At 54.2% G+C, this 13,381-nt stretch carries 13 protein-coding genes; all 13 read right to left on the minus strand.

The window, feature by feature from the left end; genetic code table 11:
- Positions 1–2: 2 nt before the first annotated feature.
- The 13 genes from PUR_RS18780 to dnaJ all read right to left on the minus strand — a co-directional run bounded on the left by PUR_RS18780 (position 3) and on the right by dnaJ (position 13,275).
- Positions 3–767, minus strand: coding sequence for an RsmE family RNA methyltransferase (locus PUR_RS18780; RefSeq protein ID WP_179036556.1), 765 nt, complete (start codon positions 765–767; stop codon positions 3–5).
- Positions 768–926: 159 nt separating this feature from the next.
- Complete coding sequence (locus PUR_RS18785; RefSeq protein WP_179036557.1) at positions 927–1,607, minus strand: site-2 protease family protein; 681 nt, start codon at positions 1,605–1,607, stop codon at positions 927–929.
- A 2-nt stretch (positions 1,608–1,609) separates the two neighbouring features.
- Positions 1,610–2,752 (minus strand): 50S ribosomal protein L11 methyltransferase, encoded by a 1,143-nt coding sequence (gene prmA, locus PUR_RS18790; RefSeq protein ID WP_179036558.1) that lies wholly within the window; start codon positions 2,750–2,752, stop codon positions 1,610–1,612.
- A gap of 149 nt (positions 2,753–2,901) precedes the next feature.
- Positions 2,902–3,477: a DNA-3-methyladenine glycosylase I gene (locus PUR_RS18795; RefSeq protein WP_179036559.1), complete on the minus strand. Its 576-nt coding sequence runs from the start codon at positions 3,475–3,477 to the stop codon at positions 2,902–2,904.
- A 190-nt stretch (positions 3,478–3,667) separates the two neighbouring features.
- A complete protein-coding gene (locus tag PUR_RS18800) occupies positions 3,668–5,320 on the minus strand; it encodes a DUF4179 domain-containing protein (RefSeq protein ID WP_179036560.1) in 1,653 nt (550 codons plus the stop codon).
- Complete coding sequence (locus tag PUR_RS18805; RefSeq protein WP_179036561.1) at positions 5,280–5,828, minus strand: RNA polymerase sigma factor; 549 nt, start codon at positions 5,826–5,828, stop codon at positions 5,280–5,282. The genes PUR_RS18800 and PUR_RS18805 overlap by 41 nt, the downstream gene beginning before the upstream one ends.
- 132 nt (positions 5,829–5,960) lie before the next feature.
- Complete coding sequence (locus PUR_RS18810; RefSeq protein ID WP_124695741.1) at positions 5,961–6,413, minus strand: hypothetical protein; 453 nt, start codon at positions 6,411–6,413, stop codon at positions 5,961–5,963.
- Between the two features lie 164 nt (positions 6,414–6,577).
- Positions 6,578–6,757, minus strand: coding sequence for a YfhD family protein (locus tag PUR_RS18815; protein WP_124695742.1), 180 nt, complete (start codon positions 6,755–6,757; stop codon positions 6,578–6,580).
- Between the two features lie 55 nt (positions 6,758–6,812).
- The gene (locus PUR_RS18820; RefSeq protein ID WP_124695743.1) at positions 6,813–7,169 is read right to left on the minus strand and encodes a hypothetical protein; all 357 of its coding nucleotides are present in this window, start codon (positions 7,167–7,169) and stop codon (positions 6,813–6,815) included.
- A 156-nt stretch (positions 7,170–7,325) separates the two neighbouring features.
- Entirely contained in the window at positions 7,326–9,356 is a 2,031-nt protein-coding gene (locus PUR_RS18825) for a sucrose-specific PTS transporter subunit IIBC (RefSeq protein ID WP_179036562.1), read from the minus strand.
- Between the two features lie 20 nt (positions 9,357–9,376).
- Positions 9,377–10,855 (minus strand): glycoside hydrolase family 32 protein, encoded by a 1,479-nt coding sequence (locus tag PUR_RS18830; RefSeq protein WP_179036563.1) that lies wholly within the window; start codon positions 10,853–10,855, stop codon positions 9,377–9,379.
- Between the two features lie 164 nt (positions 10,856–11,019).
- On the minus strand, positions 11,020–12,015 hold the full coding sequence (locus tag PUR_RS18835; protein WP_179036564.1) for a LacI family DNA-binding transcriptional regulator: 996 nt from the start codon (positions 12,013–12,015) through the stop codon (positions 11,020–11,022).
- Positions 12,016–12,153: 138 nt separating this feature from the next.
- Positions 12,154–13,275 (minus strand): molecular chaperone DnaJ, encoded by a 1,122-nt coding sequence (gene dnaJ, locus PUR_RS18840; RefSeq protein ID WP_179036565.1) that lies wholly within the window; start codon positions 13,273–13,275, stop codon positions 12,154–12,156.
- Positions 13,276–13,381: the final 106 nt, after the last annotated feature.

Below are 13,381 nucleotides of genomic sequence, written 5' to 3' on the forward strand. Positions count from 1 at the left end.
TTTCAAGCCTCCCCCATTTCTCCAGTTTCATATAAAATGCAGGCTGCGGCCACCATTCCGGCCGTCTCGCAGCGCAGAATGCGCTTGCCCAGGCCGACAGACACCGCGCCCGCCGCTTCGGCCTCCCCGCACTCGCCCTCGCTGAAGCCCCCCTCGGGTCCGACAATAACCAATACAGAGGCTTTACTTGCGGCTCCGAGCTGCGCCGCCCACGGCGCAACCGCGGAGCGCAGCTGAAGACCTTCTTCCTTCTCATAGCAGAAATAGACCGCATCATAGCGATCAACCGATTTCAGCAGCTGCTTCCAGGTCAGCGGCGCGGCGACTTCCGGCACGATGTTCCGGTGGGCCTGCTCCGCGGCTTCCTTAGCGATCTTGCGCCAGCGGTCCAGCCGCTTGCTCTCCTTGCGCTCATCATACTGAACAATAGTACGCTCCGATAGAAACGGCTGGAACGAGGCCGCGCCGATCTCGGTGCATTTTTGAATGACGATTTCCATCTTGTCGCCCTTGGGCAGACTCTGGGCCACCGTAATATTGACACGGGCCTCCTGCGTCATCGGCATGTTCTCTATAATGGAGACGGTAACGATTCCCTCGCCAATCCACGCGATTTCGGCCAGAGCCTCGCGGGACACACCGTCGCTTACAATCAGCTTGTCCCCGGCCTTGCCGCGCATCACCCTGGCGATATGACGGGCATCTTCACCGCCGATGGATACACTGTCTTCCCCGAAGTTCTCGGGGGATACGAAATATCGCTGCATGCTTATCAACATCCTGTTCTGAATTAAAAAGCATAAACATTCTTATATTTCAGGCGAAAACGGCGGCGTCCCTCGCCTGCCGGGCCCTGCCGCCGTTTCTATTCAAACACATTCCATCATACAACGTTTGTTTCATGATGAACAGTCCTACAGATTTATTTAAGTAAAAAGCTGATAGAAAAAATTAAGAGTATCCGACCGCATAATATAAGCCCACATGCTCAAAGGCGTGATCGTGTACGCCTGAAGCGCGGGTATAAACACAATCAGCAGAAACAGAAACATCGCCCACTGCTCGATTCGCTGAAGTCTTCCCCGAAGGGGACGCGGTGCGAGATCCTCGACAATCCGGTAGCCGTCCAGCGGCGGCAGTGGAATCAAATTAAATAAAAACAGGAAGAAGTTCCAGAAAGTAAAAACGCTGAAAAACAGCTGTCCCGCCTCCTGACCCTTGCCCGAAGGTATGGCGTCGAAGACACCGGTCGCAATCAGCAGCGCGTAGATCAGACAGCCGATGATCGCCATCAGCAAATTGCTGACCGGTCCGGCCGCCGACACGATGATGCCCATGAGACGCGGACGGCTGAAATTGTCCCGGTTGACCGGCACCGGCCGCGCCCAGCCGAAGCCCGCAATCAGCAGCAGAACAATGCCGAAAAAATCAAAGTGCACCGCCGGATTCAGCGTCATGCGGCCCAGCAGACGGGCCGTCGGGTCGCCGAACCGGTTGGCGAAATAAGCATGGCTGAACTCATGCACTGTAAAGGCAATCAGAATCGTTACCAGAAAAAACGGGAGCTGATCCAGCGGCATACGAATAATGCTTTGCAAAAAATCCATCTTTACCTCTTTCCGGCTGTAAACGCCACCCAGTCTTCTTCCTTCGTTACTTCCCGGATTTCAAATCCGGAGGCCAGCAGAGCGCGCCTTACCAGCTCTTCTTTATCCTTGTAAATGCCGGAAGTGATATAAATCCCGCCGGGCTGAAGCGCCCGGTACACATCATCCGTGAACAGCACAATAATCTCCGCCAAAATATTGGCAACCACAATCTGGACCGGCAGCGTCACGCCGAGTCCGCCCGGCGTCGTACCCGAGCCGGCGGCCTTGCCGGCGTCTTCGTCACGGCGGCTTCCGCCGTCCGCGCCGCTTAGTATCGGCGCGTCCTTTCCGGCTGCTTCATCGGCCGGGCCATCCCCGTCCGGCCGCTGCGCCGGTCTTGCCGAGGGCCACATCGCCCCGGCAGGCGTCTCCGCCGCTCCTTCACCGCCGAGCAGGGACAGAAGGTCGCTCTCTTTTACCGTTATGACGTCCGAGAGACCGTTCAGCTGCACGTTCTCTACGGCGCTTTGAACGGCCACGGGGTCAAGATCCAATGCAAGAACGGACCGCGCGCCCAGCAGCATCGCGCCGACGGCCAGGATGCCCGAGCCCGTGCCGACGTCGATCACTTCTTCTCCGCCGGAGATCGCTTTCTCCAGCGCCCTGAGACAGAGGGCGGTTGTCGGATGGGTGCCGGTGCCGAAGGCCATGCCGGGGTCCAGCTCGATGATTTTCTCCTCAGGACTTGCGGGAGCGTACTCTTCCCACACCGGCTTGATCGTCAGCCGTTCACTTACCCGAAGCGGCTTGAAATACTGCTTCCAGGCATGTGCCCAGTCCTCCTCGTCAACCGTCTTCCAGCTAATCTCGGCCTTCCCGGGATCGATGCCGAATTCCCGCAGCTCCTCGATGCGGGGCGTAAGTTCCGCGCAAATGCCGTCCATCGGCGATCCTTCTGTGAAATAACCCTTGATTACCGCTTCCCCTTCGGGGATATCGTTCAGCGGCTCGTCGTAAAGCTCGCCGTAGCGCGTGTCGCGCGCCTTGTTCAGCGTGCCGGATTCTTCAATGGAAACGCCGCCTGCTCCCGCTTCATGAAGCAGCGCGGATATCATCTCCTGCGCTTCCTCGGTTGTATGTATCGTCAATTCATGCCATAGCATTGCTGTCCCGTGCCTCCTACAAGTTTTGCTTCCGCACTTTCCAAACGGAAGTCGTAGTTATTATACCTTACCGCCGCGCCAAGCGCCAAACACGAACACGGTCCTGCGCTAAACCCGCAACTGAATGAGCCAGATTGACAAAGGCGGCTCTAACTTTTCAAGGCGCCTTCCTTTCGGCAAAAACAGTCCCTTACATGGTCGTCCACCATTCCCGACGCTTGCATAAACGCATAGCAGATTGTGGAGCCGACGAACTTCATGCCTTTCTTTTTCAGCGCTTTGCTCATGGCATCCGACTGCGGCGTCGACGCGGGAACATCCTTCAGGCTCTCCCTGTCGTAAGCGACTGGCGCGCCGCCGGCAAAGCTCCACAAATAACGGCTGAAGCTTCCCTCATCCCGGCATATTTCGCCATATACGCGCGCGTTGGCAATGATAGCCTTTATTTTTAGACGGTTGCGTACGATCCCCGCATTGTTCATCAGCTCTTCGATTTTAGCGTCGTCATACCGGATAATTTTTTCCGGATCGAATCCATCGAAGGCCTCGCGGTAGTTCTCTCTTTTTTTCAAAATCGTGTACCAGCTCAGGCCCGCCTGCATCCCTTCCAGCATCAGCAGTTCGAACAGCTTAAGGTCATCGTACACCGGCTTTCCCCATTCTTCGTCGTGATAGGCTATATACAGCGGATCGCTGTTTACCCAGCCGCATCGGGTTACATTCATGGCTCATTCTCCTTTTCGCCGCCCGCTTAAACGCTCGTTCCAAATTCACGCAGACGGCCATATATCAGTTCAATAACTGTATACGAAAAAAAGGGAGGGGCACAAGGCCCGCTCCCAAAATAGCTGAACAACACGTCTTCACTTTAGCCGAATTCGGCGTTTCTCTCCATCCCTATTCTATCCCTCTCCATCAAGGCTGCAGCGAAACCCTCGCTTCCCTCTCCGGTTCATCAGTCGAGTAAAAAAACATATAGACGGACGCTTCCGTTCCCCCGAAATTCTTATACATGTCGATTGCCTTGTTATTGCCATCACCGATGAAGTTCGCCGTCACCGGCTTGCCGATCTTCCGGTTTTTTCCCGTGCCGATGTACGTTTGATTGACACCGCCGAAAACGGGGCTTTCGCTCTCTGATTCGACATACAGGTTCCCGTTCTGCTTGTAATACGTCCATTTCACTGGATACCCGGAGATATTCGTAGTCAGCGTTTGCTTTTGCGTACCGATTCCGGTCAGCAGGACCGGAGTATCGCCCCCGCTATGATACGTAACCTTGTACCTGCAGACCAGAACGATCGGCGTGTCCGGGGTTATGACCAGATCCACAGGCCGCTCAAAACGGAAAGTTTCGGTACGCGGCTTGCGGCCTTCGCTAGACCATAATCTCCCTTCCAAGGTTTTGCCTCCAACCAGCAGTTCATATTTTTGATAAGGCATGATCCCTAACTTGCCGGAGTTTTCTATGGCCACGCGGATTTGCATGGGAGTGATCACCATTTTCTTCAGCACCGACTGGGAGTTTTCTTCCAGCGGCGTATTCAGCGTCCGGATAACCGTACCACTCTTCATTTTCTCCTTGCTGAGTTTAAGATCAAAGGTCCACGGGCCGTCCAGCGATTGCTCCAGCTTCGTGTAGAGAAGCCTATAGGACACGGACCCGTCCGTAAGATCGCTGCGGTTAAAATATTGCTGCATCGTGTATTCCCCATGCTCTCCGGGAGTCCCGAACGTTCCGCCGGACAGGCTGCGGACCTCGGTCCCGTTCCGGTATACGGCAATGCGCGGATAAGCCCAGTCTTTCGTTTCAGGCCGGTCGAAAACGACGGATGACGCCAGCAGCACTTTGTCCTCGCCCTGCTCGAAAGCCTGCACCGCTACCGATTTCAATCCGTCTTGGCTAATTGCGGTTTCCTGGAGCTTCGGCGAACCGGGGTCCAATTCAAGTCCCTTCTCCTGTTGGCTGTACGACTGCAGGCCGTGCGCGGACAATTCAACCTCCGCCGTACCGCCGGAAGGCGTCCAGTCGGTCTGCAAATAGCCCGTAAACCGGCCGCTCTTGTCATCCCACACTTGGGAGCCTTTTTCCAGATCGACGACTTTCCCCTCTTTATCCTTCAGGCTGACCCCGGCAAAGCTCCAAAGCTCTTCTTTGTTGTGTTTGCCGATGTCAAGACTATACAAAATAACCGTCTGGTTCTCGTCAACAACCGCCGTGTGGAGCGTCAGCGTAACTCCGTCACGGGTGATGGACTGCCCCAGCTCCTGGCCAAGATTCTGCTCCAAGGCGCTCTGCACGCCGCTGTTCCACCGCAGAAGAGTGTCCCAGTCATAATGAATGGCGGCATAGACGGGGGCGGCGGCAAGCAGCGCTCCGAGGGTTGCGGCAACCGCGATTCTCTTCACCTTCCGCTTCCGGATGAAAGGAACGGAATGGGTCATCATCCTTTCCGGACCGGCCTGATCCGGCTGCTCCATCCGTTCCCACATTGCACCGAAGTCGGGATAAGGCACCTGTTCATCGTCATTTAACCGAAGCCTGAGCTCGTCTTCCAGCCTCTTCATAGTTCTCCTCCTTCTCTGCCTGTCCTTCCTTTTCAAGCATCTTCTTCATCAGCCTCAGTCCTTTATGCAGTCTCGATTTAGCCGTTCCCACCGGAACGGACAGCATTTCCGAGATGTCGGACAGGCTGAAATCATGCATATACCTCAGGGTGATGGCCGCCCTGATCTTGATAGGCAAACATTCCAGATAAACGGCCCATTCCCCCGCCGTCTCCCGGTCCTCCACAATCCGGTCCACCGGCTTGTTCGCCGCTCCGGCCAGAAGATGCCGGTTGTCCTCGACCTTCAGCTTCAATTTGCGTCTGCGGCTCAGATGGTTCAGACAATGATTGACGGCGATTTTTAAAATCCATGCCTTCGGGTTCCCGATCTCTTCCCGGCGGCTGCGGAACGCGGCAATAAAGACGTCCTGGCATAAATCTTCTGCGTCCGCCGCGTTATGCACCATATAATAGCAGGTTCTGTAGACATCCCGGTTGTAAGTCTCAAACAACTCACGGTCATCCAATACAAGGCCCTCCTTTCCTGTCGGTTTCGTCTATATAACAATCGGCGAGGCAAAAAGGTTCATTTTTAGGGTACGCAGCATAAAAAAAAGGGGCCGGCTCCAGGCCGTCCCCAAACAAGATATTTTCATTTCTTATACAAACCATTTCAGCAGGTGGTACGGCAAATAGTTGCCAATCCCGACCGTCCCCTCCGGGCTGACCTTAACTCCAATTCCTCCGCCGAACTTGGTGTTGTCCGCTTCCAGCTTGCCGGCCTGAATTTTATCCCCGGAAAAGCGAACCTCCAGCTCGCTTCCGTCCTCCAGCGTCAATGCAGCTCTGGCCTCGGCGCCGATTTGCAGCTGATAGACAGGCCGCCCGGTATTGTCCTTAACCGCAAACACGCCGGGAACCGAATTAACGATATTCGAATGCGGACTGCCGACGGGTTCATTCTTCAAAATATCGAATACCGGCGCTTCCTCCAGGTCGAGCAGAACGCTGACCTTGAGACCATCCGGGGCCGATTCAAGAATAAAATAGCGGTTCGCAAAAGACAGCGGTATTGAATACTCCTCAAATTGATAGCCTAAAATGAGTGTCATTTTATGTATCCCTCCCAAACATTCTCAATTCGACGCCGGGAGGCGGAACCCTGCCAGGCGGATCCGCCAAAATTCAAAAAGTCCCTGGATCAGAGCCTATACCGAGGGCTGGGCAACCAGGGACAATCCGTTATTTAATTCAGACAACACGGCTAAAATATCTTCTATTCCTCTTCCTCAATAATCTCGTGAAGCTGTCTGCGGTCCGCTGCCTGCGCCCGGTCCAAAGCCTCTATGTCGTCCCGGTCCGCTTCCACCGCGGAAAATTCCACGTCTTCATTCTTGGCTTCGAACAACTTCTTCATCTTCTCGTTCTTGGACAGCACTTTTGAATTTCTGACCATTCCGCACAACATCCCCTTTTCTTATTCATATAGAACCATTTTCTGGCAGAGACAATCAGATCATGCCGCCGGCTTCCTCGATGATGGACAGAGCCTGATGGAAGGAGGCCTCATCAACCACGACGGTCAGCAGAATATCCCGTCCCGTCGGCCCTCCCGACCCTCCATGGCTCATTCCGCTCGCACTCGGATCGGCGGCGGCCATAACGCCGGCGTCGGGATATCCGGCAGCAGCCGTTCCCAGGCTTGAAATTAAGCCGCTGGCCGGATCGGCATGGGAGGTGAAGCCTCCGCCGTAACGGCTGAAACGGTCGATGGATAAATCGACAACCCGCAGCGACTGCAGCTTGCGTGAGACGCCCTCCGCTTCCTCCGGACTTTTGAAATAAGCAAGTATACTTTTTTCAGACATAAATCTTTCGCACGCTCCTCTTCGAATGCGGATAACTGCCCGCCGGGATTTCAGGCTTAGAGTGTGCAGGTATGCATTAATTTATCCTGTTCGCGGCCCTCTGTGCAAAAAACGGACAGCGCGTTGAGTCGCGCTATCCGCATTGGGGGATGATCGTCAGGCTTGATTGGCAACCGCGTAGTTAACCTTTATAAGCCGGTCGGCGGCAGCGGTTACATGTCCGCTGGAAGTAAGGCTGAAATCGAGCAGGCCTTCGGTTCCGTTTGGAATAATAACGGGAGTAATGGTGGACAGTCCCGCTCTGCGGATCGTCTCCGGGTCGAATTCGATCAGCAGCTGTCCCGCCTTTACTTGGTCGCCGGTTCGGACGCTCAGCGCAAATCCTTCGCCTTTTAAAGAAACGGTGTCGATTCCAACATGAATCAGCATCTGCACTCCGCTGGCATGCTCAAGAATTACAGCATGTTTGCTCTTCTCCATGACATGTGCCACGACAGCGTCAAAAGGAGCATAGACCTTTCCTTCATCCGGCTGGATCGCAACACCGTCTCCCATCTGTTTTTCGGCAAAGGCCGGATCGGGCACCTGTTCCAGCTTCACCAGCGTTCCGCTTATCGGAGATAGCACGGTGAGCGTTCCGGGAGCATCGACCAAGGCAATGCGGCCTTTTGCAAAAACAGGGGCCTTTGCGGGCTCGGCACTCCGGGCGGCGGAGTCTGAGGAAGCTTGAACCGCAGCACCCGCGCTTAAATCACGCCCCGTTGGGTCAGCCGACATGTTTTCCGTACCTTCCGTACCTATGGATTCGGCATCACGGTATCCGAACATCCAGGTGAGAACGAAAGAGACAGCCATAGCGGTAAGGTTGCATACAATGTACAGCGGAAGCTGGCCGTTCATATAGAGCAGGGTGCCGGGGATGACGGTAATCGCCATGCCCGTGGCGGACAGCTGAACAAGGGAAGCCAGGAAGCCGCCAACTGCGCCGCCGACTAACCCCATAATGAATGGCTTCATGTAGCGCAGGTTCACCCCGAAAATGGCGGGCTCGGTAATGCCAAGAAAAGCCGACAGCGAGGATGGCAGCGCCAGAGCCTTCAATTTGAGATTCTTTGTCTTCAGCCCGACGGCCAGACATGCCGCGCCTTGAGCGGCCATTGCGCATGTAATGATCGCGTTGAACGGATTGGAGCCCGTTTTCTCCAACAGCTGAATTTCCAGGAAATTAAAAATATGATGCACACCTGTAACCACAACGATCTGTTGAAAGAAACCGATAAGCAGACCTGCAATGCCAAACGGCAGGCCGAGCAGATAAGTGGTTCCGTTTAATACAACAGTTTCCAGGGAATGAAACACCGGTCCGATCGCGAATAATCCGAGCGTAATCATGACCAGCAGCGTAAGGAAAGGCGTCAGAATTAAATCAAGCGCTTCCGGAATGCGCTTACGTAAAAGTTTTTCCAATTTGGCACCAAGCAATCCGATGAAAAAGGCAGGCAGAACGGACCCCTGGTAACCTACGACAGAGATGAATCCGAGAATTTTAAGCGGCTCAGCGCTTCCTCCCGCAACGGCATAGGCATTGGGCAGCGCCGGATTTACCAGCATCAGCCCAAGCACGATTCCGAGAACGGGACTTCCCCCGAATACCCGGAATGCCGACCATGCGACAAGAGCGGGCAGGAAGGCAAAGGCGGTGTCGGTTAAAATCTGCGTGAACAGCAGAAAGTTCGGCGAAATGTCTTCGGGAGCAGCTCCGAACAGGGAAAGAATTTGCGGCTGAGTCAGCAAACCGCGCAGGCCCATGAACAGGCCGGTCGCCACAAGGACGGGAATAATGGGGACAAATACATCTCCAAATGTGCGAATGGCCCGCTGAAGCGTATTCCCCGCTTTTTTCCCCTCCTGCTTCAGATTCTCCTTGGAAGTGCTCTGAATACCGAGCTTCTCCACCTCCTCGAAGATCCGGTTGACGGTACCCGTACCGAATATAATCTGATACTGCCCCGAGTTGAAAAAGGCTCCCTTTACCTTATCGATGCTCTCCGTGAGCTTCTGGTCGATCAATTCTTTATCGCGTACCATAATCCGCAGGCGGGTGGCGCAGTGCGCAAAAGAAACGATATTTTCTCTTCCTCCAACAGCATGCACAACCTGCTCGGCGATTTTTTGATTATCGGACATGGTTATCTTAGCCTCCCTAATTATTGAGTATCCCATTTTACAGCGTCAAACACGGCCTTGCCGCCTTCGGCGAACAAGTTGACCCCCGTACTTTCCCGCTCCGGAAAAATTCTGGCCGTAAAGGTTGCCTCCCCGTCATTCGCAAAGACTTCTACCGAAGAAATATCGACGAACAAATGCAGAATCAGCATTCCGTCCCGAAGCTGCAGCGGGCATTTTCGTTCCGTTCCGTATTCCAAGGCAAAGCTTTGTCCGGAAAGGGAACGGTCCAGCACCAGCTTTCCCTCTTTACGGTCGTAATAAATTACCGTTCTCTCATGCCGGCCTGCCCGGAATTCGATGCCGAAGCGGTCCGCTCCATCCTCTTGGATATGAACCAGCAGCTCATACGCCGTGCCTGCAAGCTCAGCTATGGATACCGTTTCGTCCTTCACAACCGTTCCTGCTTCAGTCTTGCAGCCTCTTAGCTTAGTCAATTCCCGAACCGGGCGTTGAATCAGCCTGCCGTTCTCCAGACTTAATTCCCGGGGAAGTGTAAGGCAATGCGCCCAGCCATGATCATCCGTCGGATAATCGATTTCCGGCAGCCCCATCCAGGCCGTCATTAGACGTCTGCCATCAGGTGCCTGCGTCGTCTGCGGAGCGTAGTAATCAAAGCCATAGTCCAATTCGCGGAACTCGCCGTGGTGGAATTCCCGGTCAGATAGGTTAATAGGCTTTCCAGTCAAATATCCTGACTGATAGATGTTACGGAAACGGTCTCCCTGCGGAGTCATCCCCTGCGGCGAGAACAGCAGAATTCCCGTTCCATCCAGTTCAAAATAATCCGGACACTCCCACATATAGCCGAACGACTTCAAGCTCGTGCCGATTTCTCCTTCAAAATGCCACTGGCGAAGGTCGGGGGAGCGGAACAGCACCGCGCTTCCCGTCATGTCTAGGCGTTGCGCGCCGATTACGCAGTAGTAGCTTCCGTCCGCCTTCCACACCTTGGGGTCCCTGAAATGATCGGTATAGCCCCGGGGCACTTTAAGGATAACCGGCTGCTCCAGCTTGGTTATAGCCCCATCCGGCTCCATAACGGCCATACACTGAAAGGGATGTCTGATCCAGTCTGGACTGCGGGTATTGCCTGTATACATCAGGTACAGCTTCCCGTCTTTCTCAATGGCGCTTCCCGAAAAGGCTCCGTGCGAATCGAAGGGTCCGCCAGGAGCGATGCCAATCCCACGATTCTTCCAGTGAACGAGATCGGAAGAAGAAGTATGATACCAATACTTCATGCCATGCCCTGTTCCCAGCGGAAACCATTGGTAGAACAAATGATATTCCCCTTCATAAAAGGCGAAGCCGTTAGGGTCGTTAAGCAGCCCCGCAACGGGTTGGATATGATACTTCTGCCTCCAGGGACTCTGTTCCGCCAGCCGTTTCAGCGATTCCCATTCCCCTTCTTCCGCTTGATCGATTCGCCGGTATAATTGCGCTCTGCTCATTTTCATAATTTGCTCTCCGATTTGATTTGTTTTTTCTTCATGATTCTCTTAAACTTCGTTTGGAACCGGTTCCAAGTAGGATGTAGAAAATAACGGAACCGGTTCCAACCAGTTGAATAAAAACGCCTCTCCAATGAATTCGAAAAGGCTCGGAACCGGTTCCAAAGTTATTATATGCTGCGTCTATACAAAATGTCAACGCTTTCTCTATCGATAATCTGACAATCCAAAACGGTCACCATGTCTACGTTCTCACGGTTTACTAAAGAAATGATGTTTTCGGCGGCGAGCTTGCCGGCCCGCTTATAATGGTATTTTACAGTCGTTAAAGCCGGATGTATGATTTCGGTGATTTCGTACCCCCCGAACCCGGTTACGGAAAGGCCCGACGGGATAGGGATCTGCTTCAAAAAAGCGGCCCTCATCACGCCCAGCGCAATATTATCGGTTCCGCAAACGACGATCGTGGGCGTCCAATCCTCCAGCAAATGATTTGCGGCTTCTACGGCCGCATTCATTCTGAAGCCGGACTCATAATATCGGACCTCGCATCCGTTATATTCGGCCAGCGCTTTTCTAAAGCCTTCCTTGCGCATTACACCTACCGCTATATCCCGCTCGGTAACCCCCAGATAAGCGATACGGCGGTGGCCTTTATCCAGGATATGCTTGCCCATCATGTAGCCCGCATGAAAATCGTCATGGATTACACTGTGAAGCAAAGAATGCTGCTGACCAATTACCACAACCGGGACTCTGCAATCCCGGATGGCTTTTAGATGCTGTTCCGTAATTTCGGCGGCCAAAAGCAGCAGACCGGAAATTTTCTGCCGGGCCAGGTCGTAGATCGCTTCAATTTCACGGTTCAAATCCTGATTGGCGCTGGATATCAGCAATTGATGCTGCCTGTCCCGGAGTTCATCGTCTATTCCCATCAAGGTCTGCGAAACCGCAAACGAGTCAAGCCGGGGAACGATGGTTCCGATAATGCTGGTCTTCTTCGCTTTCAGGCTTTGGGCAAACGTATTGGGCACATAATTGTGCTGCTTGATAATACGCTCGATCTTTTCCCTTGTCTCTTCACTGACAGATCCTCCGTTAAGGTAGCGGGAAACCGTGCTCTTGGCCACTCCCGCAGCCCGGGCTATATCGATTATGGTCTTCATCCTTCGGCTCCTTGCTGCATTTTGCCGGCGTTCGCCGTGCAATTATACTCCATTATACAACAAACGGCAGCCGCTCCGGGAAAGGAGAGACTGCCGTTTGTAACAACATGGATCAAATACGGGCTGACTCAGCTTGAACTAATCTCCGCGGAATGCGCGTTTCATGCGGTCAAAGAAGGACTGCCCCTGTTCATGCGTATTCTCGCCGTCGAAGGAAGAGAACTGGCGAAGCAGTTCTTTCTGTTCTTCACTCAGCTTGCTTGGCGTCACCACGATGACTCTGACATGCTGGTCACCGGTGCCGCCCCCGCGAAGCCGCGGAACACCTTTGCCCTTAAGGCGGAAGAACGTGCCGGTCTGGGTGCCTGCGGGAATTTTGAGCTTGACCTTCTCGGTCAGGGTCGGGATCTCGATCTCATCTCCCAGCGCTGCCTGGGCGAAGGTCAGCGGGACCTCGCACAGGATGTCGTCGTTCTCGCGAACGAAGAAATCATGCGACTTGACGCGGATGACAATATACAGATCGCCCGCAGGACCGCCACGAAGGCCGCCTTCGCCTTCGCCGCTCATGCGCAGCTGCGCGCCGTCGTCCACGCCCGCCGGAATCCGGACATGGATTTTGCGCTGCTTCTTCACACGGCCATTGCCGGAGCAGGTCGGACATTTCTCCTTGATGATCTTGCCAGTGCCTCCGCAATTCGAGCACGGTCTGCGGTTGACCATCCGGCCAAGCGGCGTGTTCTGCACAACCTCTTGCTGCCCGCTGCCATGGCAGACGGAGCAGGTATGCGGCTTCGTGCCGGGCTTTGCGCCGGAGCCAAAGCAGGTGTCGCAGGTTTCCGTCCGCGGAATCGTGATGTCGGTTTCTTTGCCGAACACCGCTTCCTTGAATTCAATGGTCATCGTATACTGCAAATCATTCCCGCGCTGGGGAGCGTTCGGATCGCGTCGTCCTCCGCCGCCAAAGAACATATCAAAGATGTCGCCCAGGCCGCCTCCGAAATCGCCGCCGCCAAAGCCGCCGCCCATTCCCTGGTTCGGATCAATATGGCCGTACTGGTCATACCGCGCCCGGCCCTGAGGGTCACTCAGAACGTCGTACGCTTCTTTAACTTCCTTGAATTTGGCCTCGGCGTCGCTGGCCTTGTTCACATCCGGATGATACTGACGGGCAAGCTTGCGGTACGCTTTTTTTATCTCGTCTTCCGCAGCGTTCTTGCTTACGCCAAGCACCTCGTAATAATCGCGTTTATCTGCCAATGCCTTCACCTCCGTACAGGAACGTATCCCTTTTACATAAGAAGAAACGGCTGCGCCGTCCTCTGGAAGAGGAAGGCATCCGTTTCTCGTAAAAATATCAGGTTAA

Origin of the sequence: Paenibacillus sp. URB8-2 (genome assembly GCF_013393385.1) — a bacterium.
In the GTDB taxonomy this organism is placed as follows: Bacteria; Bacillota; Bacilli; order Paenibacillales; family Paenibacillaceae; genus Paenibacillus_AQ.